This is a genomic window from Methylosinus sp. H3A (assembly GCF_015709455.1).
Lineage (GTDB): Bacteria > Pseudomonadota > Alphaproteobacteria > Rhizobiales > Beijerinckiaceae > Methylosinus.
In genome coordinates, this window is sequence record NZ_JADNQW010000002.1 from 86,143 (window position 1) to 109,622 (window position 23,480).

At 62.6% G+C, this 23,480-nt stretch carries 19 protein-coding genes and 3 pseudogenes; 12 read left to right on the top strand and 10 right to left on the bottom strand.

Going from position 1 to position 23,480, the window contains the following annotated elements:
• Positions 1–136: 136 nt before the first annotated feature.
• From repB to IY145_RS00660, 3 genes are all read right to left on the bottom strand, one after another.
• A complete protein-coding gene (gene repB, locus IY145_RS00650; protein ID WP_196406477.1) occupies positions 137–1,129 on the bottom strand; it encodes a plasmid partitioning protein RepB in 993 nt (330 codons plus the stop codon).
• 71 nt (positions 1,130–1,200) lie between these two features.
• Complete coding sequence (repA, locus tag IY145_RS00655; RefSeq protein ID WP_196406510.1) at positions 1,201–2,382, bottom strand: plasmid partitioning protein RepA; 1,182 nt, start codon at positions 2,380–2,382, stop codon at positions 1,201–1,203.
• Between the two features lie 303 nt (positions 2,383–2,685).
• Positions 2,686–3,864 carry a Fic family protein gene (locus IY145_RS00660; protein ID WP_196406478.1) on the bottom strand — a complete coding sequence of 393 codons (1,179 nt, stop codon included), beginning with the start codon at positions 3,862–3,864 and terminating at the stop codon, positions 2,686–2,688.
• A 161-nt stretch (positions 3,865–4,025) separates the two neighbouring features.
• Here IY145_RS00660 and IY145_RS26435 point away from each other — a divergent pair.
• From IY145_RS26435 to IY145_RS26445, 4 genes and pseudogenes are all read left to right on the top strand, one after another.
• Positions 4,026–4,175 (top strand): annotated as a pseudogene (locus IY145_RS26435) (DUF6880 family protein); the annotation flags it as partial.
• Positions 4,176–4,834: 659 nt separating this feature from the next.
• The gene (locus IY145_RS00670) at positions 4,835–5,422 is read left to right on the top strand and encodes a hypothetical protein (RefSeq protein ID WP_196406479.1); all 588 of its coding nucleotides are present in this window, start codon (positions 4,835–4,837) and stop codon (positions 5,420–5,422) included.
• A 159-nt stretch (positions 5,423–5,581) separates the two neighbouring features.
• A pseudogene (locus tag IY145_RS26440) lies at positions 5,582–5,752 on the top strand (sel1 repeat family protein); the annotation flags it as partial.
• A 546-nt stretch (positions 5,753–6,298) separates the two neighbouring features.
• Positions 6,299–6,454: pseudogene (locus IY145_RS26445) on the top strand (sel1 repeat family protein); the annotation flags it as partial.
• On the opposite strand, the gene IY145_RS25435 reads toward IY145_RS26445, so the two are convergent.
• Entirely contained in the window at positions 6,425–6,736 is a 312-nt protein-coding gene (locus IY145_RS25435; protein WP_246721622.1) for a hypothetical protein, read from the bottom strand. The pseudogene IY145_RS26445 and the gene IY145_RS25435 overlap by 30 nt on opposite strands.
• Positions 6,737–6,787: 51 nt before the next feature.
• Here IY145_RS25435 and IY145_RS25440 point away from each other — a divergent pair, with 51 nt between their 5' ends.
• Positions 6,788–7,606 carry a tetratricopeptide repeat protein gene (locus tag IY145_RS25440; RefSeq protein WP_246721623.1) on the top strand — a complete coding sequence of 273 codons (819 nt, stop codon included), beginning with the start codon at positions 6,788–6,790 and terminating at the stop codon, positions 7,604–7,606.
• Here the strand turns inward: IY145_RS25440 and IY145_RS00680 are convergent.
• From IY145_RS00680 to IY145_RS26275, 3 genes are read right to left on the bottom strand one after another with little or no spacing between them, the layout of a single operon-like run.
• Entirely contained in the window at positions 7,537–8,544 is a 1,008-nt protein-coding gene (locus IY145_RS00680; protein ID WP_196406481.1) for a VIT domain-containing protein, read from the bottom strand. The genes IY145_RS25440 and IY145_RS00680 overlap by 70 nt on opposite strands.
• Positions 8,528–8,890: a helix-turn-helix domain-containing protein gene (locus IY145_RS00685; RefSeq protein ID WP_196406482.1), complete on the bottom strand. Its 363-nt coding sequence runs from the start codon at positions 8,888–8,890 to the stop codon at positions 8,528–8,530. Before IY145_RS00685 ends, IY145_RS00680 begins: the two co-directional genes overlap by 17 nt.
• 48 nt (positions 8,891–8,938) lie before the next feature.
• Positions 8,939–9,823: a DUF4189 domain-containing protein gene (locus IY145_RS26275; RefSeq protein ID WP_196406483.1), complete on the bottom strand. Its 885-nt coding sequence runs from the start codon at positions 9,821–9,823 to the stop codon at positions 8,939–8,941.
• Positions 9,824–9,954: 131 nt separating this feature from the next.
• On the opposite strand from IY145_RS26275, the gene IY145_RS00695 reads away from it, so the two are divergent.
• On the top strand, positions 9,955–10,305 hold the full coding sequence (locus tag IY145_RS00695) for a hypothetical protein (RefSeq protein WP_196406484.1): 351 nt from the start codon (positions 9,955–9,957) through the stop codon (positions 10,303–10,305).
• Here the strand turns inward: IY145_RS00695 and IY145_RS00700 are convergent.
• The gene (locus tag IY145_RS00700) at positions 10,215–11,246 is read right to left on the bottom strand and encodes a hypothetical protein (protein WP_196406485.1); all 1,032 of its coding nucleotides are present in this window, start codon (positions 11,244–11,246) and stop codon (positions 10,215–10,217) included. The two genes, IY145_RS00695 and IY145_RS00700, sit on opposite strands and share 91 nt — an antisense overlap.
• A gap of 430 nt (positions 11,247–11,676) precedes the next feature.
• Here IY145_RS00700 and IY145_RS00705 point away from each other — a divergent pair, with 430 nt between their 5' ends.
• Complete coding sequence (locus IY145_RS00705; RefSeq protein WP_196406486.1) at positions 11,677–12,318, top strand: hypothetical protein; 642 nt, start codon at positions 11,677–11,679, stop codon at positions 12,316–12,318.
• A gap of 122 nt (positions 12,319–12,440) precedes the next feature.
• Here the strand turns inward: IY145_RS00705 and IY145_RS00710 are convergent, their stop codons facing one another.
• Positions 12,441–14,555, bottom strand: coding sequence for a hypothetical protein (locus tag IY145_RS00710; RefSeq protein WP_196406487.1), 2,115 nt, complete (start codon positions 14,553–14,555; stop codon positions 12,441–12,443).
• 300 nt (positions 14,556–14,855) lie between these two features.
• Here IY145_RS00710 and IY145_RS00715 point away from each other — a divergent pair, with 300 nt between their 5' ends.
• From IY145_RS00715 to IY145_RS00740, 5 genes are all read left to right on the top strand, one after another.
• Positions 14,856–15,533, top strand: a complete 678-nt coding sequence (locus tag IY145_RS00715) for a hypothetical protein (RefSeq protein WP_196406488.1) — start codon at positions 14,856–14,858, stop codon at positions 15,531–15,533.
• Positions 15,534–15,611: 78 nt separating this feature from the next.
• Positions 15,612–16,691, top strand: a complete 1,080-nt coding sequence (locus IY145_RS00720; RefSeq protein ID WP_196406489.1) for a hypothetical protein — start codon at positions 15,612–15,614, stop codon at positions 16,689–16,691.
• Positions 16,692–16,835: 144 nt separating this feature from the next.
• A complete protein-coding gene (locus IY145_RS00725) occupies positions 16,836–17,177 on the top strand; it encodes a type II toxin-antitoxin system PrlF family antitoxin (RefSeq protein ID WP_196406511.1) in 342 nt (113 codons plus the stop codon).
• A complete protein-coding gene (locus IY145_RS00730; protein WP_196406490.1) occupies positions 17,174–17,686 on the top strand; it encodes a type II toxin-antitoxin system YhaV family toxin in 513 nt (170 codons plus the stop codon). Before IY145_RS00725 ends, IY145_RS00730 begins: the two co-directional genes overlap by 4 nt.
• A 675-nt stretch (positions 17,687–18,361) precedes the next feature.
• A complete protein-coding gene (locus IY145_RS00740) occupies positions 18,362–22,543 on the top strand; it encodes an LEPR-XLL domain-containing protein (protein WP_312030526.1) in 4,182 nt (1,393 codons plus the stop codon).
• 4 nt (positions 22,544–22,547) lie between these two features.
• Here the strand turns inward: IY145_RS00740 and IY145_RS00745 are convergent, their stop codons facing one another.
• Positions 22,548–22,808 carry a hypothetical protein gene (locus tag IY145_RS00745; protein ID WP_196406492.1) on the bottom strand — a complete coding sequence of 87 codons (261 nt, stop codon included), beginning with the start codon at positions 22,806–22,808 and terminating at the stop codon, positions 22,548–22,550.
• Positions 22,809–23,480: the final 672 nt, after the last annotated feature.

Consider the following 23,480-nt stretch of genomic DNA (forward strand, 5'->3'; position numbering starts at 1 on the left):
TTCAGGCAAAAGAAATCCGCTCACCAAAACGGCGCCGACTCTTGACAGCGATTCGCGGAAGTGGGATTCTCTTAGGTGCGAACTTTGAGAAGGGCTTCCGGGGCGTTACGTTTCGGGGGCCTTTTTCTTTTGCGGGTCAATCTCCATTATTGCCGATTGTCTTTTCCTGCCTAAACGCCTGATACAGGTCGGCTAGTCGTTCCGACAGATATTCTCCGAACGCTTTTGCGTCAGGGCCTTTCGCTTTTAGCGACACCGTATACCGCTTACCTTCGGCCTTCATTTCAGCGGCCAACAATCCATCTTCGGACGCCCACTGCAACTGATGTCCGTTTCTACCGCGGTTCATCGACTTTTTAGATTTGAGCCGAGCCACAATGGCGTTGAATCGCTCATCGCTGGAAAGGCCAGAAAAGCTAGCGTCCTCGATTGCTGTCAACGCGCCATCGATCGCACCGGGCCTTTCGAGAAGCGCCTTGAGTTCATACCAACGATCCCGTCCGACCCCCTTTGCCGGCCCAATCGCGTCCAGGACTCGCTGGGGCAAGCTCGCAACCGAAAGCATTTTCGAGAGCGTGCTTCGATCGATTGCAAGAGCCGCGAGGATCGTCGAGCTGTCTTCGTCATAACGCAGCTGCGAGAGCTTTGCGGCGAAGAGCGATTTCTCGATGAAGGACAGGTTTGCTCTGGCTGAATTTTCCTGCCCTTGCGCGACGACGTGTTCCCGATCCCCGAGGTCTTTGACTACGGCGCGAACTTTTCGCTCGAGTATCTTTGCTGCCCGCGCGCGTCTATGGCCGAATACGATCATGTAGCGACCAGCCTTAGAAGGATTTGGTCGAACTAGGATCGGAGAATCCTGCCCGCGATCACGAATAGCCGCCAGAAGCTCATCGAACTCTCGATCATCCTCGGCGAGACGATCACGAACAAACGAAACATCGACGACGTCGGGGTCGAGCTCGACGACCGTCTCGCCTTCCATGAGCTTGTCCGCTCGGGCGGCCAACTCGTCGATCGAGCTCAAAATCGAACGAGATGCGCCTTTCAGCGCATAATCGAGGGCAGGGGTCTTTTCTTCCACGCCACCTTGATCCATGAGGTTGGCGAATGGGTTTTTTCGAGCCACGATCCACCCTCCTCACTGATCTAGTTTATTGAAAACAAATCTCGTTTTCGCTGATTTTACGGCCGTCAACATCAGAGCCTCCCCCACGCTTGGTGAATGAGGCCTTGGATTTCAAAATTGACGGCGTCCATGCACTCGATCGCTCGATCGTAGGTGTCTCGGTTAAAATTCGCTCTCTCCACCTCATACAATGTCTGCTTCGTAAGCCCGGCGTCAGAGATCGCTGTCGACTTGAGCATCGGGCTTTTCAGAATCTCCTCGGCCAACATGGATTGCATGAACCCGAGCATTTGAGCTTGAGGCACATCCGTCGGCTCGTAACGCGTGATGAGGTATCGTAACCAGTCCATCTGCACGCGAGCCCCGACCTGCTTGATGGTCCGGGTGATATTGCCGAGCATGAGCAGGAATTGACTCATCGACATCAGGTCCAGCATTTGCGGATGCACGGTGATCAATACGGACGTTGCGGCGGCGAGCGCAGTCAAGGTCAGATATCCGAGCTGGGGAGGGCAGTCGATAATGACCGCGTCATACCGGTCATCCACCTCCTCCAGAGCGTTCCCGAGCCGGACGAAAAACCGCTTGCCTTCCTTCGAGCCCTGCATCGCGAGCGGCGTGGCATATTCATATTCCTGCAGCTCCAGATTGGCAGGAATAATGTCGAGAGAAGGAAAGTTCGTCGCCAAAATCACATCATGGATAGGCCTCTTGTCCTCGTCATAGCGAATGGCGTCGTAAAGTGACGGATTGCGGTCGATTTCTGGCTGGAATCCATGCAGTGCGGAAAGAGACGCCTGTGGATCCAGGTCGATGACCAGCGTCCGATGTCCGGTCAAAGCGAGATGTTGCCCGAGATGGGCGGCCGTCGTTGTCTTGCCGGATCCGCCTTTGAAATTGACCACCGCGATAACCTGAAGCTTCTCTCCGACCTTTCGGTGTGGCACGTATTTCTTGGCGTCCGAGCGACCATTCTTGTCCAAATATTGCCTCAGCTCGATCATTTGCTCCGCAAGATAGAACCTACGGCCGCCAGCAGCGATCGTAGGCTCCGGCCCCTTCTTCTCGAGGTGAAGCCGCTTCAGATTATTTGGACTTACCCCGAGGTAATGGGCCACCTCGGCCATCGAGAATTGACGAAGGGTCTTCTTGGCGTTGGGAGGAAACTTCTCCAGCCGGAGCTGATTGAGCTTCCGCGATATCTCGGCGCCCTGCGCGAGTATCTTATCGTCGAACTCGAATGTCGGAAGCATGCGTTTTTGCCCGGTGTCGTCAAATAGCGCCAGGAAGACCATTCCAGCGGATTTAGCGCCATTATGTGCGATTCTCTCAGGCTGGCAAGAACAATAGGGTTAACAGAATCCTAACGCCCTCAGAACGCTCGTGCTTACAGAACTCGATAGCGTGCGCATATCCAACTGAATTAGCGCCGCTTTATTCGACTTTTTACGGCCGTCAACGCGTCGCCAGATGGATCCCGGCGTAACGACCTCGCCCTCATATTCATAGATCAGCACTGCGCGCATTGAGCCCACTTGGCGGGCTCGAGACAGAGCTCATCCTCGAAGCGGAGCCGTTCCTTCGCTCAGAATGTCCAGATAAGCGCGGTAGCTGAAAACGCGCCCACGCCGACGGCCCGTGATCTCCGCGACGATACCCAGACGCCCGAGATCGGCCAGCGCCGCATTGACGGTCGGCGCACTCAACCCGGTACGCGCGACGAGGTCATTCGCGGTGACGAATGGATGCAGCTGAAGCAAGTCGTGAATGCGAAGCGAGGATCCCGTCCGATCGCTTTCGGCTGCTATCCGCCCCCGGTCGCTTGCGAAAAGACCGGCGATCCGCACAGCCGCTTCGAAGGCCTGATTCGCCGTTTCGGCAACGCCCTCCAGAAAAAATTCGAGCCAGCTCTCCCAAGCGCCATTCTCGCGGACCTCCTGCAAAAGACGATAATAGTCCGCGCGATGCGTCTTCAGATAAAGGCTGAGATAGAGGAGGGGAGTGCGCAGCACGCCATTGGCGCAAAGGAACAGCGTCACCAGAAGGCGCCCCACGCGACCATTGCCGTCGAGAAACGGATGAATGGTCTCGAACTGAACGTGCAGCAGACCGGCTTTGATCAGCGGCGGCAAATGCGATCGAGTTTCGTGAATGAAGCGCTCGAAGGCGTCGAGACAGTCGCCGAGCTCGCTCGGGGGCGGCGGCACGAACAGTGCGTTGCCTGGCCGCGTGCCGCCGACCCAATTTTGCGAGCGACGAAATTCACCGGGGTCTTTCGTCTCACCACGACCGCTCTGTAGGAGGCGACCGTGGAGCTCACGAATGAGTCGAAGCGAGAGCGGGAACTCTTCGAGCCGTTCGAGCCCGTACATCATCGCATCGACATAATTCGAGACTTCCCGGATTTCGTCGATCGGCTGACCAGACTGCGCCTCGGTCTCGAACCGAAGGAGATCGGCGAGAGTCGACTGCGTGCCCTCGATTTGCGATGAGAGCACGGCTTCCTTTCGGACATACATATAGAGAAAAAGTTCCTGTCGCGGCAGCAGGACGGCTGCTCCATCGAGGCGGCCGAGCGCACGCTCCGCGGCGCTGAGGCGACCGAGAAGGGGCAGGAGGTCGATGTCCGGGCTCGGCGGCAGGGGAGGGGGAACGAAGGCGCGCACGATTTCGCCACCGACAGTCGCTTCCACGTAGCGACCGAGCCGGGAGTTATGGGACTTCTGAGGACTCATGGGCGCAGCATGACCCAGCCGCCTTATTTAAGCAACCAAGCGCTTTCTTAAATAGTTGACCCGAGGTTTTAAGGCGGCTTAATTTATCGGGCGTCCCGCCCAACCGCCCCCGTCACAGCTACAACGCCTCCGCGAAACTCGATTCGGATGCAAACTCCGTCATGGCGCCGAAAAACACGCTCAACGCTCAAAACCTCGAAGCGCTGGGCGCCGAGCGGCTCGCCGAATTGTTGATGGAGATCAGCAGTGGCGATGCCGCCATAAAGCGTCGCTTGCGGCTCGCACTCGCCGGCGCCCGCGGTCCGTCCGACGCGAAATTCGATCAGGACGACGGAGCGCGCCGGGCGCTGCTCGGCACAGGTGAGCGGCCCTTGCTCACCGCGTGCCTAAGGACAGCAAGACGATCCCCGGTGTCATCATGGCGGATATCTGGATGAGAATTCGCGCGCGCCTGCGCGGCAGATGACGCTTGCTTTCGACAACGCTATCTCTTGAAGAATTGCATCACGAAATTCGACGAACTCGCGCCGGCGACCGAGCTTGCTGCGCGGCGGCCACACTCATGCAGCACGAGTACATCGGATTTCACGCCCAATCCTTTATACAATATTCTTGACAAAAGCGACCGCCTAAGCGACGCTGTTTCGGTGGCGCTTTGCCTGGGGCGGCCCCAATTCGACCACCGACAATCGTATTTGAGCCTAGAGGCAATGAGCGATGCCTGCGGCCGCAGCAGGCTCGGCGAAGGGCATGTCAACGAGAGCGAGTGGGGCGCATTACCGCATCGCCGGGAATTATCGGAACGCCGACGAAGCATCGACGAGCTCAATCGCCGCTCCGAAAAACAATCAGGGACTCGATAATGATTGGAAGGTTTGTGCGATATTCGCGGACGATCCCGGCATTTGTCGTTCTTCTGCCTGCATCGGTCTCGGCCCAGCCGACGACGCCCCCCGGCGACATTCCGCCGATGTCGACGACCGGCTTCCCCATGGAAGCCTTGTGGGAATACGCCCCCGAAGCGCCGGAAGGCAGGCTGACGAAGACGGGGCCCTATTACGTTTCGCGCTGGGGCGGCATCGTATTGCGCGGCAGGCCAGAGGGCGGTCGGGTCGTCACGGCGCTGACCATTCTGCAATGCGGGCCTGGCAAAAATCCAGCGATGCGGGTCAAGATGCTCGGCGCCCCGCCGAAAGCCCTCTGCGAGAGCATCAGCGTCGTGCCGCCTGGCAAAGTCAAATCTGTCGCCGGCAATGACTATCACCTCTTAGGCCAATCCACCGGCTGGACTGTTGTCGATTTTGCGCAACAGGTCGGTGGTATGAATTTTCACCTCCTACCGCCAGCCGCCGGCTCTGAAAAGCCATCTTGGGGCTCTTGGGGCATCACCAATCTCGGCGCGGTCTTCCACGACGAAGATGGAAAACATGTTTTCATGGCGCCCGACGAAACCGTCAAGCTAACCGACCGCGTGAGCTTCGAGGTCACTCCGGGCATGGAGGCGGAACAGTTTCGCCTTATCCTCATGGGGGCGGCAATGAGTAAATGGAAGCAGTGACGTCCTTGCATTCTGATTCAGATTGCCTTGCGGTCGATATCCAACAGTCGAAGGCCGAAACGAAAAAACTCCGATCGAGGCTTCATGCGACGACAGATTCTCGTTCTTGCTGCAATGCTTTCCTTCGGGGCGCAGGCCTCGGCCGGGCCGCGGGATGAAATGCTGGCGGCTTACGCCGGGCGCAAATATTCGGCGGCGTTCGCTCTCGCGAAGCCACTTGCCGAACAGAACGACGAAGTCGCCCAATTCGTGCTCGGAACCATGCTTCATCAGGGGCTCGAGGTTCCGAAAAATCTCGAAGAAGCTGCGATCTGGCTGCGAAAATCGGCCGAAAAGGGCAATGTCGGCGCGCAACAGGAGCTCGGCTTCCTCCTCGCCTTCGAAACGAAGCAACGCGCTGAAGGTCGAAAGTGGCTCGAGAAGGCCGTCGAAGCGAAACACCCTCGCGCATTCAGAGACCTCGGCTGGTTGACCGAGAGCGAAAGGCCCGATGCGGCCGGCCTTTCGGCGGCCGCGGACCTATATCGCAGAGGCGCCGAACGCGGAGATGGGGAAGCGCAGTGGCTCTATGCCAACGCATTGCTCAACGGCAGAGGCGTCGCCAAGGACGAAAAGGCTGCGGCAAATCTTTACTGCACGCTGTCGTCGTCCTCGGCCAAAATCCAATGTGCGCAACTCGTGATGAAGGGCGCCTTGGAGGGCAAGGGCGCGCCGGACGCCGTCCGCATCCTTCAGACCCTCGCCGACCAGGGCAATGCGCCGGCGAAAGTCCGGCTCGCGGAATATTTTATCGAAGGGCCGGCTTCCGTCCGAAATATTGCCGAGGGGGTTCGCCTTCTCGAGCTCGCGGCCGAGAAGGGAGATGCGAGCGCCTATTTCGATCTCGGCTGGCTCGCGACGAGCGGCACGGGCATGGACAAGAACCTGCGGGCCGGGTTCGACTGGTATCGGAAATCTGCCGAGGCAGGCCACGCCAGAGCCTATGGCCGCATGGGAAAACTGCTAGCCGAGGGGATAAACGGCAAGCCAGATCCCCAGGAAGCCGTACGGCTGTTTCGGCTGGGCGCGGAGCGCAATGACCCTTTCGCGCGCGAAAGGCTCGCCGCGCATCTCAATGATGGCATCGGAGTCGAGAAGGACAGACTGGCCGCATCGAAATTGTTTTGCGAGATCGACACGCTGTTTTCGAATTATTTCTGTGCGGTCCTGATCATGGAAGACGTTGCGACCGAGAAGGACAAATCGGTCGCTCTCGCGCTTATGCGAAAGGCCGTCGAAGGCGGCGAGGCCGAAGCGCAACGCGTCTTTGGTCATTATCTTCTCGAAGGAAAATACGTCGACAAGAATGTCGCCGAGGGCGTTCGCTTGACGAAGCTCGCGGCCGAGGGCGGATCACGAATCGCGTTCTATAATCTCGGATACATCTACGAAGATGGCCTGAGCGTCCAACCGGATGGCGCCATAGCCTTCGAATGGTACAAGAAGGCGGCGGATGCCGAATATGGTCCGGCATTCACGGCACTCGGTAGACTTACCCGAAGCGCCGCCGGCAGTTCGAATGCCGAGGCGGCGGTCGAGACTTACAAAAAGGGCGCGGCGCGGGGCGATGAGAATGCAGCCTTTCAACTCGCCTATGCGATGCGCTTTGGCCTCGGCACGGCTAAGAACGAACTCGGCGCTTCCGACATATTCTGCCGTCAGACCAGTGTTTCCGCCCGATACCACTGCGCGATCTCGATCATCAATGGCAAAGCGCGAGAGAAAGACAAACGCATCGGATTTTCGCTGCTGAACCGACTCGCGCAGGTCGACGGCGACTCCGATTCGCAGATCGAGCTCGCCTATTACTTTCTCAACGGCATCATTCTCAAGAAAGACCTCAAAGAGGGATTGCGGCTGATGGAAATGAGTGTCGAGCAGGACAATGCGGCGGCTCTATTTACAAAAGGCAATCTGTTCGAGAAGGGTGTCGGCGTCCAGAAAAACCTCGAGGAAGCTTCGCGGTGGTACCAACTTTCCGCTGAGAAGAATTTTGCTGATGCGCTGGTCGCATTGGGAAAATTCTATGAAAAGGGAGTGATCGGCAAGGCCGATCGAGCGGAAGCATTGAAGTTCTATCGCCGAGCCGCGGCGATCGGCAATGTGGAAGGCAAGACGCTCGCCGATCGCCTTTCGGGGTCATGACGTCGGGCGGCGCCTGCCAATGCCGCGGCGGCGAAGGCCGCCGTCGCCCGCGCGTTGGGCGAAAGCGCGTCTCCATCTCGGTCCGGCATGGGCGCAGTAATCCGAATTTCCCTGTCGGCGGTGTCCATGCGCCCGAACATCCAGTCTGTCCGGTTGCTCGTCACGCTTCCGCTCGGCTGCATCGGTTGAGAAAAACCCTCTGCGCTGGGCCGCGAAGACGCTTCCCAGCCGCCCGGCGATTCGACGTGACGGCAGCTGTAATCGAGGCTCCTGTCGCCGAGCGCAGTGATATGAAGGGCGATCGTTTCCCGACAATCTATCGGACAGGACTCTCCCGGCGAGATCAGGCGCTGCGGGTCGTTCAGCATGACCTTCAAGCCTTCGGCGACGACGGTCAGCGTCGCGTCGTGGGTATTGGGCATCGTCAACAGCGCATCTGCGTCCGACAAGCGGCGATTGACGCGGCCTAGTTCGGCGGTGAGCGAGATGTGCAGAGTCGCCGTGTCGTCGTCTGGACGATTCAGCGGCCGGATACTCTCGATGCGGACAGCAACCTGCGCCCCCGCCTCGATGCCGGCGATCGAGACAAGTTGGACGACATCGGCGATAAGCTCGTACAGGATGGCTCGACGGCCCTCCGCTATTGCGGCGTTATGGGCGCTCGAAGCGTCGGTGTGATGTCGCGCCCTGGCGTGATAGACGGCGCCATTTATCGTTACGGTCAGGCCAAAGACGACTTCATGCTGCGCGGTCGGTGGCAAAGTGAGCACCGCTTCGAGCAGGCTGCAGCTCGTGTTTGAGAAACGACGGGTGATCGCGACGCGCGCGAGCGGCGGCAGCAGTTCCACCTCGACTTCGGTGGAGTCCAAAACCAATGGTTCGGTCTTCGACAGTTCGTGCCGAAAGAACGCGGCGAGAGGATCAACGAGCAGCGACACGCGGCGCCTCCTCGGCCAGCAGCTCCTCGATCTTCGCGGCCGCCTTTGCCGCAATCGCGCTGGCGTCGGCCGCGCTCCCGATCAGTTCGGGGGCGATGACCAGCGTAAGCCCCGACACGACCGGCACCGGCACCCCCTCTTTGGCGTCGAGCAGCAGGCGGATCGCCGCCGGGGGGAAGCCCAAGCCTTTCAGGCGTTCGTAGCGACGGATCGCGCGGACATGATCGTCGCCATAAGTGGCGTAAGTCCTGCCGCCGGTCGGCGGCGGCACGAACCCTTCCGCGATCAGATAGCGGATTTGCCGTGCGGCAATCCCGGTCGCCTGCACCAGTTCGTCGAATTTCATGGGGTTGGTTCACACGTCCAAGTCAGGGCCAGATCGATCGACGGCGCCTCATCCAGTGCAGAAAGTAACGGCCACCTTGCAGTCGGCGCCGCCATCCTTGCTGCACGCCGCCATGGCTTTTCGCCGGGATACGAAGCCATCATCGGACCAGGCATAGCCCCAGCTATTCCTCCCCCCGCCGCTTGCCGGGCTTGTCGCCAGGGCGAGGCAGCTATTATGGCCCCAAACGGCGATCTTGCAGCCCGCAGCCGAGCCGCCGGCGCGGCGACACATCGCGATCGCGCGGCGTTCCGCATCGGCGCGGGAAGAATAGTCTTTGGCAAATCCTGTGATGAGTGTTCCGGTTTCGACAGCGATAGCGCCGAAGAGGGTTGGCGGGCCCGGTGAAGGCGAGAGCGTCGAACTCGGGGCGTTGTCATAAGATTGGCGACTGGCCATGCAGGCCCAATAGCAAGAGCCGTTATTGCCGTTGCCATCGTAATTGCATTGTTGTCGGCAAATAGCGCTGTTTCCGGCTTCATCGGCCCATACGGCATGGGGTGCGGCGGATAAGACCGCAATCGCGGCGAAAACGGCTGAAGCCCGGACGGTGCGGCGAGGACGCGGTCTGTCGGCGAGGGGCGCTGCGTGGCTTACCGAATTGTCCGGTGCATCGGCTGCGCGAGGCGGGCGGCGGACGAGCTTCAGCCGCGGCGACTCGCCGGGGAAAGACATGGACGCTCTCCTGCGCAGAACCGGGCGAAGGTTTCCCGGCGTCGGTCGTTCCGACTTGATATCCATTCTTATAACAATTATTTTGTCAAAATAAAAGCCCGATGTGATTGCGATCGGCGCGTCTTCAGACGAATGAAAGGCGAAGCGGCTCGACAGAGCGGCTCCATTCACATCGATGGCATCGACAAGATTGCAAGCCGATCCGCGTCGAAAGCCCACGCCGATTCCCACCTCGATGCAGAGCCTTTCGAACCCACGGCGGACGTTTTGCCGCGGCCGCCTCGGAGGCTACGAATATGGCAATATGCTTTCCACATGCCGGGCGAGCGCCGACACGAAAGCAGGGTGCGATGATGAGCGGATTCGACGCGCTGGTGATTTCCGCCCTCGTGGAAGCCGCACTCGCGTTTCTGGTCACGCGAACCCTGGGGTGGAAGAGTCGTGGCGATTTCCATGTCGCCGCGGCCTCGGCGGCGGCCACAGCGATCACCCATCCTCAGCTGTGGGCGGCGGCGCTCTGGGCCTATGACCGCTTTCCGTTCTGGCAATCAGCGTCGATTCTCGAATCGGCCGTCGTCGTGATCGAAGGCGTCCTGATCGCCTGGATGGCTCAATTGCGCATCGATCGCGCAATGCTGGCGTCGCTCGTCGCCAATTCGGGATCGCTCGCGATCGGCCTTTGGCTCAATGGACCATCATAAGCCGTCAGAGCCGTGATCAGCACCGGAATCTCAATCCATGCATGGATGGACGCGACGATCCCATAGACTGCGCGCGCTTGCGCGAAATTGCTGAAAAACTCCAAAAGGCCGAGCGCCGTCACGCCGGCGCAGAGCAGCACGAACAGACGACCCTCCGGTCGCGCGACGAGGCCGGCGGCGCTCGGATCGACCCGTTGCAAGAGCATCGGCAGGATGACGATGACGGAGAGATAATGCGCGCCTTGCGCCGCCACCGAGGCGCTGAAAAGATCGACCGCCCATGACGCATCGGTGAATTGCGGCGGCACATAGACCCTGAGATGATCCGAAAGGAGACCGGCGCCGAACGGATCGACCGGCGCGAGCCCGCCGAGCAAACTCTCCAGCGCGGCGCGTGGCCAACCGGTCGCCACGACGAGCGGCGCGATGACGAAGCCGCCGATCGCCGCCGCCATGATGCGCCGCCGCCCGGCGCTCGGGGCGAGCTGCCAAAAGAATCCGAGCGGCGTCAAATTGTGAAGAATCGCCAATAGGGCGAATGCGGCGAAGGGCGCCGTCGCGGCGCCCACGCCGATCGCGCCGGCGACAAAGAGCGCAAGTCCGCGCCGCAGCCCATTTCCTCCGAAGCAGAACAGAGCCGACAGCGCTACGCCGAGAAGTTCGAGCGGAGCGCCGATCTCAGAGGAAAGAACGTCGAACACGACGCTCGAACGCACCACGACAACAATGGCGAGCAGCGTCGCGACGCCGATCAGAAACCGCCGATCGATTTGGCGTCCGAAGCGCCGGTCGACATAACGCAACTCGCTCAGCACATGCGGGAGCCCGAAGAAGGCCAGCGTCGTGGTGTAGACAGCGAGCGGCGCCAGGATCACGCCGGCGACGAAAATCATCGCGCCGACAAATGCGAGGGCTACGCCCCTGTTCGACAAAGCGATCACTGCTTTTTCTGATTCACGCGCGAAACTGGCGACTGTTCGCGACTCGGAGGGGCCCGCGGCTTCTCCGGTTCTGGCGGAGGAGGAGGAGGAGGCGGAGGCCTCCTAGGAGTAGGAGGGAGAATATCGGCAAAGGCCGGACTCGCGGACAGACAGAATGCTGTAAACATAAGTAAGAGTTGTCGCCTCGACATGATTGCTGGTTCTCCTGCACAACAAAATCGAGGCAGCCTGTGAGGCTGCGACAATCGCCTCTCGGAGAGGCTATACCAATCAGATCGGGTGTCAAAAAGTTACGCCACGATCATGAAGCCGCATCGCGCGTAGCCGAGCTCGTAGATGCTTCACCATCCAAGCGTTCAAAGCCGCCGAGGATCGCGTGCGCGATCATGGTGGCGGCGTCTCATGGCTCCTTTTGTTCGAAAGGTAGGGCATGCGTTTGATCGTCAACACAGCCGGCGTCGCCATGGTCGCAGAGACGCCAGAAGAGGCGGATCTGATCGCCCAGGCGGCGACCAGAGTCGGACATGTTTTCGAACTCTATTCCAAGAACCCGGGCGAGTGCCGCTTCATTGATAGGGGTGCGCGGGAATTTGCCTGCCGCGAACCGATCAACGTGGTCTGGACCGAGCGCGGGCTGGAGGAACGCTGGCGCCCGATCAGCAATCTGGCGCCCACCGCTTTCGAGCTCGATGGGCAAGCCTATGCGAGCATCGAAGGATTCTGGCAGGGATTGAAGTTCAGCGACCCGTCTGAACGCACGCGTATTGCGAGGCTGAGCGGAACCGAAGCGATGCGGGCTGGTCAGGCGGTGGAGGTGGGGGAAAGCATCACCTTTCAGGGTCGGAGCCTTCCTGTCGGCGGGACTGAACACTGGTCGTTGATGCGGCGGGCATGCTGGGCGAAATTCGAGCAGAACGAGGCCGCCCGTTTGGCCTTGCTGGCCACCGGCGACCGCCTTCTGACTCATAAGGTTCGTAGGGATAGTCGTACAATCCCGGGCGCCATCATGGCCGACATGTGGATGTCCATCCGCGTGAAACTGAGGAAACATAGGCCTGCCCGCGCAGGATAGGGGCTTTCCTCGACGCCTCACCGCAAGACCTGGGTCCACTTTCGCGGGGTCGATACGGGAGACCTGCGGTTCTCCAACCGGCTCGCCCATCTCGATGGCGTTCGTACCTTTGATGGGGCCCGCTAGATCTCCGGCAGATCAGCGAGTGGTTTCAACGCGCCGGCGTCAACGCCGTAGCGGATGTTCGGCAGGACGCCGCCGGCGCCGACAATCGCGGTCTCATAGCTCGGCGCGCCGGCCTCCGAGGCGATCGACCAAACCAGCAGACTGCCTTCCCCGGCAGAGACAGTCTCGAAGCCGATCGCCACGCCCCTGCGGCCCAGCGTGACATGGCCAGGACCGAAGGCGACGCCGTCGTCGCCGACCGTCAGCACGCCGCCATAGCTGGTCGCCATGGCTACGCCGCCGACGCCGGCGCCAACCGTCTTGAAACGGCCATCGCCGATGGCCAGACCGCCGGTTCCCGCGTGAGCTGCGCCATAGCGCTTGCCTTCGCTGATCGCCAAGCCGCCAGCGCCGACGACGGCGACGCCATTCTCTTCGGCCATGGCGATCCCGCCGGCGCCGGCCGAGGCGAAGCCGGCGAGGCCCGCTATCGCAACCCCTTTATCACCGACGCTGGCGTCGGAATGCGCGCCGGCGAAGGCCCAGCCGGCTCGCCCTGCGTGGGCGGCGCCATGGCGACCGACCGCCGCACAGCCGCGATCGCCAGCGTTTGCGAGGCGGCCGACGAGTTGGCGCGGATCGGCGCCCAGCGCGATCAGCTCGCTCAGAATTGTCCGCCGCGGCCCGGACAGCATAATCACGCCAGAGCGGAATTTGACCGCCGACGGGCGCCCGATCTCATCCGGCGGCGCGACGGCGACATAGGACTCGACACTGACCAGCGCCCAATCCTCGAACACGCCGACATAGTCGATCATGCCGAGGCTCGGGTCGCCGCTGCCCCAGAGCAAGCCGAAGACGCCGGTTTCAGACGCCGGATCTGGATCCCAGTCCTTGGCGCGCACGGTTTGGCCGACGGTGAGAAAGGCGTTTTCGTCAGTCAGTTTGCACAGAATGACGATCGGTCCCGGAGTGGTCGCGCTGCCCGCGGGCTGCCGATCTCTGCCGCCTGGCCGGTCGACGGTGCCTGGTTCGACATCGCCGCACGCCGGTTCCGTGGCGGCCTCGGATAGACATTGATCGTGGTCGGGCTGCGCCCGCGCTGCGCGCCGTCTGGATGCGGCCAACGCCGCCGATCGGCCTTGCAACCGCCTGTGCCGCTCGCTGTCCTGATCGGCCAGGGCGCGGGTTCTCGCTTCAGTCGCCGTCCACGTCCGGACATCTCGAAACGCCGCATCGACAAAAACGGCCTCGACGCCGGCCTGCAGGCCGAGCGAGCCCGGGGTGGCGAACACGAAGCGGTGCGCGCCGTCGTCGTCGCGAAACCGCAGGATCACGCTGCTGCGTTCGCCGACCTTTATCCGGGTCTTGCCCTCGACCGCCGCCATGACGACGACCGCGCCGCCAGCGGCGATTTCCACGCGAGCGACCTCGCCGAGGGCAAAGGCCCGACCGAAGGCGCCGAGCGTGACGGCGCGAATGTCATATTGGGAAAAGGCGGCGCATTCATTGCCGCCGCGCAATGTTGCCCCGGGCCCATCGGCGAATAGGATCGCCTCGTCGCCGCCGCGCGCCTCGCCACGAGCGCCGACCACGGCGACGCCACGCGATTGCTCGAGCGTCGCGCGTCCGCATGCGCCGGCGATGGTCAGCATGGCTCCGAAGGCTTGGCCGCACAGGCCGGCGCGGGCGTAGCCGCCGCGACCGGCGACGGCGACGCCAAAATCGCCCGCATCGGCGACGCCGAAATCGTTGGGTGTCGCCAGTCGCGCCGCCAGGGCGTCGCTCGTGGCGCCGAGATTGATTATGGCTTCCAGCGCGCCGCGCCGTTCACCCGTGTAAAACACCCAGCCTTTGGCGAAGCGCATCGCGGCGATGGAGCCGTCCGCCGCTCGGACGAGCAAGCCGCCATCGGCGTCATCGACGCGCACGACGGCCCACATCTCCTCGAACAGGGCGCCGGCCTCGGGATCGCCGACACCCATCGGCAAGCCGACGAAGCCACGCTCGGCCTGTCCGGTTTCCGGGTTCAGGCAGAGGGTTGCGCCGCACGCCTGCAACAGGGAGCGCCCGCCGGACTCGACGCCGCACAGGGCATAGATCGGCTTCGACGGCTCCGTGGCCTTGCTCATCGACCCCCTCGCTTCGCCCGCCCACAATAAACCGAGCCTGCCGCCGAGCAACCGCCCCGCGACATTGCGAGACCTCGCTCGCGCGGCCGGATCCACGGCGCTCCTCGGCCCTCCGGGTTCACCGACCCACGACGCGCTCCTGCGGCGCGGCGCGACCCGAGCAGGGTGGGCAGGCGCGCTTCGGCGAGATCCGCGCCGGCGGCGGCCCGGGAAAGCAATTCCATCCGGCCGTCGTCCATGCTGAAATCGGAGAGAGCCGCGCCGACCTCAGAGGTCGGCCGCCTGCCGACAGAGGAACTCATGCGTTCGAACAGATCGAAACAGGCGTCGACACGCCGATGGCGGCGCAGGATCACCGCCTCGGCGATGATTTGGGCAATATCGGCGATCGAAACGCCGACCTGGGCCGAGGACGCTGGCGCGCTGGTGCTGCCGAAGGTCGCCGAGGGCGTCGCCGGACAAAGGATCGGCTGGCATTTCGACGAGATCGCGCCGGCGCTCGAGCAGGCGTCGAGCGACGGCAAACCGTTGGTGGTCGTCGTGGTGACCGAACCTTGTGGCTGGTGCCGGATCGTGCTGACCCATGTCCTGCGTTGCAACGGGTTGAACAGTTTGGCTGGCCGGGCGCATTTTATCCTTCTCACCCACGAGCGCAGGACGTCAGCGGATTTTCGACCGCAGCATCCCGAAGCGGCACATTTCATCGATCTGTTGAAGATCGAAGGCTTTCCCACCGTCGAGATCGTCAGCGTCAAGAACAAGGAGATCACGCCGGTGGCGCGAGTGGCCGGTGCGGCGACCGAAGCGCGCCTGCTGCAGTTTCTGGCCGACAATGCCGCCCTGAAGACCGCGACCGGCGCCGCCGCGGCAGATGCGGCTGTCGGTCTGCCGAAGCCAGCAGCCTGCGGCGCCACGCCGGTCGACGCGGCGCTCGCCGACTCCGCGCCTCTGCATCTCCAAAAGGGCATTGCGCGCTGAACCCGCTCGAACCCGCCGTCATGATCGCAGCGGCGGCGCCGCCCGGGCGGCATTCCGCATTCACAAGGACAGACGGATATGGAAATGCTCTCGCAAACCGGACGACTTGCCGCCTGCCTCGCTGGCTGGCTGGGGTGTCTGTGCGCATTGCCCGCCGCCGCGATGGACTGGTCGAAACGATATGATCTGGCGACTGCGAGGACCGTCTATGTCGCGACCGGCGTCGTGGCCTTCGATGACGCGGAACGGCTTCAGGCGCTGATTGCCGCCAACAAGGGCGTCGATGGCAAAGACGTCGTGCTAAAGAGCCTGACCAAGGCCCGCCAGCGGCCGCAGGTCAGCCTCGATTCCAACGGCGGCAATGCGGTCGGCGGCTTGCGGCTCGGCGCGTACATTCGAGAGGCCGATGTCGACACATTGGTCGCGGCCAGCGCCGCGTGCCATTCCGCCTGCACCATGGCGTTCATCGGCGGCGTGTCGCGGACGGTGCTCGGAAAATTCGGCATTCACGCCATGTCGGTCAACCCGGACGCAGCGGCGTCCGAGGGCGGCTCAGCCGCCAAGCACCTGGATGAGGTGCAGGCGTTGTCGTCGATGTTCATCCTCTACACCCGCGAAATGCTCGGCAGCAGCGCCATGGCGGACGCGGCGCTGCAGTTCGGCTCGAAGGGCGTCGCGCTGGTCGATGACGCGCAACTGCGCGACTGGAACATCGTGACCATCGCCGCCAGGCCGGCGCAGATGTTCGACGCGGGCGTCGTGAAGACGCTCGACTGCGCGAGCGCGGCGGCGCCCGCCACCGTCAAGACGATCGTCTGCGGCGCCCTTCCCTTTACTCGCAATGAGGTGCGAATCGCCGCCGCATTGCAGGCGCTGAACGGGCGGGTCGACGCCCAACGCCTCGACAGCGAGCAGGCGCGGTGGATCGCCTATCGCAACAGCTGCGAACGGCGTCTGCGGGCGCCGACGGCGCATATCGGCGCCAGCGGACACATCATCCAGGAGGACTTGTTCGAGCATTTCGGGGAAACGGCGGTCGAAACCTGCGTCGACATCGCCTATAGCCTGCGGCTGCGCGAGCTGGAATCGCTGGTCGAATACTATTCCGCGCGCGACAACGAGGTGGCGGCCAAAGGGTGGCATGCGCCGACACCGTAGCAACAAGCCTGGCCGCAGGCGCCCGGCCTTTCACGGAGACGCCCGGTCGAAGCCCGCGCGTCAGCAGCACGGGCGACGTCACTGAACTTGACATACAATGCAAATGCATTGCATACGATAGCGCGACGAGGCAAGGGTCCGATGATGGCCAAGACGTCAGAATTTCTTGAAATCCCCGCCACCATCACGGACCGTGGCCAGACGACCGTGCCGGCCGCCATCCGCAAGATGCTGCATCTCCGCAAACGCGACCGGGTGGTCTTTCGCGGACTCGCCGACGGCACCGTCATAATCGCGAAGGAGCAGGCGCACGTAGAAGAGGAAGATCCGGTCATCGGCAAATTCCTCGAATTCCTGGCTCGGGACATGGTCGACCAGCCGTCGCAAATTCGACCGCCGCCGCCGGCGCTGCTATCGCGCGGCAAAGCTCTGGTTAAGGGCGTCAAGGTCGACCTCGATGCCGCCTTGCCGGATGACGAGGCGTGAACGACGACATTTTGAAAATAAACGGATGGACGATTTACGCGCACCCGCTCTTCCTGGATCAGCTCGAGGCCATGATCAAAGCCGTCGAGAAGGCGCGCGAGAAAGACGCAAAAGGATATAAGAAGAAACGCGCGGCAAAACTCCTAGCGGCGGTATTGAAGGTCGCATTCGAGAACATTCCGAGCGATCCGACCCGCGAGATCTACCGGCAAGGAGCCACGCTCGGCGACGAATACAAGCACTGGTTCCGCGCGAAGTTCCTGCAACAATTCCGTCTCTTTTTCCGCTACCAGCAATCCGCGAACACCAAGGTCATCGTCCTCGCCTGGGTGAACGACGACTCGACACTCCGCGCCTATGAGAGCGCAAATGACGCCTACGCGGTGTTTCGAAAAATGCTCATACGCGGTAATCCGCCCGATAGCTGGACCAGGCTTCTTGCCGCAGCATCGGACATCGGCGCAAAGCGTCGGATCGCACGTGCGACGCGCGAGCGCAGTCAATCCTGAGCACGAAGCGAGAGCTTACACTGCCTTCCGCTCGACGAGCGCGCCGCTCGCTTACAGGCTTTTGGACAGGCGGAAAGTAAAGTCCTCGAGCATCGAGCGCATCCGGGACGACGAGGCCCAGCCGCCGCACCGGATCGTCGAACTCGGCCCGTGCGCGAATTGTCGGGCCGCCCGACTTTTCGCCTCTACGGCCTGTAGAGGACTGCCAATGAGCCGATCCCGGAAGGCCGGACCCGATGTGTCTTTCGACGCGGATCTCGCCGAACTTTGGGACTGGCCGGCGACGGCGACCCCGAAGCGGAAGACGACGGCGCCGATCTCGACGATGGGGCGGACGAGGAGCGACCCGCGAATTGTCGGATATGACGTTCTGAACGATCTGTGCGCAGTGATGACGCCGCCCCGGTGAAAAAGGCGCAGGCGCGCGGCGTCCGTTCGCGCCGAGCGACCGCTCGCCGGCCGTCAAACAGCTGCAACATGAATGACGTAAAGCAAAGCTAAGCTGTACCCGATATTTTTGCGGGGTCGGCTGATGTCTATGGCGGAGTCATTTCAAAATCGCGGGCGGCGGATGTCTTTCCTTCGGCTTTTCAGGCCGCAGGGGATCGCAGACGGACGGTCGCAGCTCAAGAACTCGACCGCTCTCGTCCCCCGACGCCGAGCCGGCGAGCGAAGATCGTCTTCGACACGCTCGAGCAACGCATTCTGCTGAATGCGGATGTGCTCGCCGTGAGTCTGGCGGCCGCCGCCCCGCAGCAGCAGGCCCATGACGTCGTCGTGCAACTCGTCGATCCCGCCTCGTCCCCGCAATCCGCGTCGGCGGCCGGGTCCGCAGCTGGTCCTCGGATCGAAGTCGTCGACCGCAGCAATTCGACAATTCTCGCGAGCGCCGATCTCGCAGGCCTCGAACGGGTTTCCATCGTCGGCGGCGCCGGCGCGGACACGCTCACCATCGATGCTGCTTCTTTCGCCGGCCGCCAATTGCCGAATTTCGCCTTCGCCGGCGGCGATGGCGCCGATACGCTGATCTGGGGCTCCAGCGACGCAGCGACCTGGACGCTGCACGACGATGGCTCGGGCGCGATCAGCGGCCCCGCCAATGTGAGCTTCTCGGACGTCCAAAATCTCGTCGGCGGCGGCGCGGACACGCTGATCGGCGCCGTGACGGACACCGACTGGCGGGTCGAGGGCGCGGGCGCAGGCTCCGTCGGCGCTTTCGTTTTCGGCGGCTTCGCCAAGCTCACCGGCGCCGCAAATAATAACGACACTTTCTCCTTCTCGACGAGCGGCAGTCTCGCCGGGGTGGTGGACGGCGGAGCCGGCGGCTTCGACACTCTGGTCCTCGACGTCGGCGTCGCGCAGAGCCTCGTGTCGACGGCGACCGGCCCGGACAGCGGAACGATCGCCTATGACGGCGGACTCGTCACCTATCGCGGCCTCGAGCCGGTCACGATCAACGGCGTTGTGGCCGATCTCTCCTTCGATCTCGGAACGCTCTCGGGCAATTCGAGCGGCGTGCAGGCGCGGCTGACGGATGCTGGAACCGCGACCGACGGCGTCATGACGCTCCAAAGCCTCAACGGCAAATTCGAGAGCCAGACCTTCAGCGCGCCGACGCATTCGCTCACCGTGCGCGGCGGCTCGGGAACGGACAGCGTCGACATCGCTTCGCTCGACAGCACCTTCCATGCGGCGCTGACGGTGAACACGCTGCTCTCGGGCTATGATCCGTTCGACGATGGCGGGCTGCTGCCGGGAGACAATCATCTGACGCATAAGAGCGTCGTGAGCGTCTCTGGCGATATTTCGCTTCATGGCGGCGCGCTCACTCTCGAGGCCGACACCATCTATGTCGGCACGGTCGCCGACCAAACCGGCGCTAGCGGCTCCTGGGCCGCCGGTCAGACCTACACGCATGTGGCCGCGACCGGAGGCGCCGGAACGGGCGCGGAAGCGACCATCCTCGTCGATGCGGATGGCGTCGCGACGGCGCGGCTCAGCGCCGCCGGAACGGGATACGCCGTCGGCGACGCGCTCACCTTCGCGCCGAGCGGTGGCGGCTCGGTGACGATGACGCTGCGCAATGTCGCCAATTCCGCGATCGTCTCGACGGAGCTCGCCGGCGGCAACGCCGGCGAAATTCTGTTCGGCAAGCAGAAGACCAATGCGGATGGCACGACGAGCCTCGCCGGCGGCGCGCGCATCGCGCTCGGCGCCAATGCGCGATTGCTCGCGGCGGCGGATACGGCGAATGGCCACAAGGCCGGCAAGATTTCGCTCGCGACCTCCGATGTCGCCACGCGCCTCGTGAGCTGGCCGGGCGACTTCACGGCCAAGGACGCCGCCATCGATATTCAGGGCGCGGTCCTGCGCGGCGGCGCGATCAAGGTGAACGCCACCGCCAAGGACGTCAATCTCAACAGCGACGCGCCGGCCTCCGCCGCGGGCTTCACCGGGACGCTGACGAATCTGCTGGGGCAGATTCCGGGCGTTCTGCTCAGCGCCGCGACGGGCGTCGATCTCTCGGTGATCCTGCGCGGCGCGGACGCCAAGATCAATGTCGTCGACGCGACGATCGAGGCCGAAGGAACCGTCGACATAAAGGCGGAAACCAAGGTCGACACACAGGTGTTCGCCATCGCTGCGGCGCTCGGCGGCGGCGGGCTCGCCAAATATACGGGGCTCGAATTCGCCGGCGGATACGGCCTCGCGCAGAGCGACGTCGAGGCGAATGTCGGCGGCTCCACGGTCATCGACGCCAGCGGCAGCGTCACCATCTCGGCCAAGGGCTCGACCTCGACGAAGACGGTGTCGCGCGCCTCGTCCAATCTCGACAGCACGGTCAATCCCAACGCTTCGTCCATCGCCATTGCGATAGCGCATACGGATCTCACCGCTCTGGCGACAGTCGGCCTCGACGCTTCGATCACGTCGCGCGCAGGCAATGTCAATGTCATCGCCAATGGCGCGACCAAGACGACGCCGGACGCCAGCACGATCAGCCCGATCGACGGCCGCGCCGGCGTCGGCGTGGCGCTGGCGTTCGAATTCGCGACAGTGAAAGCTCAGCTCGACGGGACGATCAAGGCCGAGGGCACGGCTGCGAGCGAAAGCGAGGAGACGAAGACCTTCGATCCGGTCGGCGGCGTCGATCCCGCCACCGACATCATCACCCTGCCCAATCACGGCTTCGCCAATGGGCAGGCCGTCGTCTACACGCCCTATCTCGTCAACACATCCGTCGCTGGCTCCACCGTGCTCGCGGTGCAGGGGCAGCAGAGCGATTCGGTCGGCGGGCTCGACAAGGGCAAGACCTATTACGTCATCGTCGTCGATCAGGACCATATCCAGCTCTCCAAGGAGCCCTCGATCGATCTCGATCCGTCGGGTGTCGATCCGACCGCGACGCAGACGCTGAACGCAGTCAAAGCCAAGCTGTTCGACATAGACGCGGTCGACGCGAGCGCGGATACGATCCATATCGCCGCGCATGGATTCGAGACCGGCGACCAGGTCACTTATGACGCCGGCGGCAATACGGCGATCACCAATCTCACGGATAAAGCTGTCTATACCGTCGACCGGGTCGATGACGCGACTTTCCGACTGAAGGACGGCTCCGGCAATGTCATTCAGATCGCGCAGGGCTCGGCGCTCGGCGCGCAGAGCTTCACGCGCGCCTCGGACAATAAAAAGGCCGAGCTCGATCTCGCCAGCGTGGACGCGAACGGCCGCATTCACGTCAAAAATCACGGCTTCGCGATCGGGACGCCGATCGATGTGACCTATGATTCGCTTTCCGAGGACGATGTGACGCTCGGCGGCGTGCAGGCCGCGCATCCGTATAAATTGGTCGCCACCGACGCCGACACATTCGAATTGCGCGACGCGAAAACCAATGCACGCATCACGCTGACCGATCCCGGCTCGGCGGCCACTCATGCGCTCGCCTATATCGGCGCCGTCAAGAGCTTCGATCCCGCCACGGCGGTCGACGGCGCGCTCGACACGATCACCATCGCCAATCACGGCTTCAAGAGCGGCGACGCCGTCATCTATGGCGTCGACCCGACCAAGTCGACGACGCTGTCACGCGCCTTCGAGCTCGATGCGATCGACGCTGCGGCGAAGACGATTCATATTGCGGGACACGGCTTCTCGACCGGCGATCAGGTCACTTATGACGCCGGCGGAAACACGCCGATCGCGAATCTCACGAGCGGCGCCGTCTATACGGTGCAGAAGATCAGCGACGATCTGTTCCAGCTCAAAGACTCGAACGGCGTGGTCGTCTCCGTGGCGCAAGGAGCCACGCTCGGGACGCACAGCTTCTCCAACGCCGCGACGCAGACGACGGCCAGCGTGACGCTGGCGCGCATCGACACTGCGACCAATCGCATCTACCTCCAGAACCATGGATTCACCGCGACGGCGGCCGCTCCGCTGCTCGTCGATTACGCCTCGCTCGAGGCGCTCGGCGCGCATGCCGTCGGCGGATTGCAGAGCGATCACCAGTATAAGCTCGTCGCCGTCGACGCCAATTCCTTCGAGCTGCGCGACGCGACGACCGGCGCGCTCGTCACGCTGACCGATCCGGGCGCGCCCTCGGTGCATGTCATCGCCGAGGACCGCGTCTATCAGGCCTCGCGCGGCAATATCCATGATCTCACCGCCGGCGACCGCGAAATCCGCGGTCTTACCGCGGGCGAGCAATATTATGTCGTCAAGGTCGACGACAATCACATCCGTCTCGTCGAAGACGCGAGCGAGGTCTCCGCGGTCAAGGCGATCAATCTCACCAGCGACGGCAAGGGCGCGATCACGCTCTGGCGGCGAGCGCCAATACGGTCGGCATAGGCGTTCAGGCGATTCTCGACTCGCAAACGCGCGGCAAGGCCAAGCCGGAAGTCGGCAGCAAGTTCAATCCGACGAAATACAAGGACATTTTTACCAAGCCCGACATTGCGCTCGCGACCATCTTCGGCCAGGCGTCGGCGACGAGCGGCAAGCAGACGGTCACCGATCCCTCCACCGGAAAGGACGTCACCAATGACGGGCTGAGCGCCGGCGGCGCCATTGCCGTCAATGTGGTGATCAATGATGTCGAGGCGACGATCGGCAAGAATGCGACCGCCGCCAAGCCGACGACGCTGCAATCGGGTCATAATGTCGATGTGCTGGCGACGAGCACGCAGCGCACGCAGCTCATCTCGCAGTCCGACGTCTCCAAGTCGAAAACGAAATCGACGACCGCCAAGGCGGTCGATCTCTCCTTCGCGGTCGGCGTCTATCTCAATGACGCCAATGCGACGATCGGCGGAAACACCATCGTCGACGCCGGCGAGACGGTGAAGGTCGCATCCTCGCTCTCCTATCCCTTCCTGATCAATCCGCTCGATCTCGTTCTCGGCATTCCGCAGGACATCGTCACGCGCGGCGTCAGCGGCTTGACCGATCTTCTGGACGGCACGTTCGGCGTCAGCTCGAAATTCATGAACACTTGGGTGATGGCGCGCGCCAAGGCGCAGGACACGCAGGCGACCTCCGTCTCCGGCTCCATCGCCGTCAACGCCTATATCGATCACAGCACGGCGGTCATTCAGTCGGGCGCCCGCATCAATCAGGCGCCGCCTTCCGCGAGCTTCAATCCCTCCGCGACGCAATCGGTCACTGTCACGGCCGATGTGATGATGCAATTCGCCGAAATGGCGGGCATCGGCAAATGGTCGCTGAGCGAGAGTCCGTTCGGCAAGGCGAAATATGAGAAAAAGAAAGCCGGCGAGCTGCTGCGCGG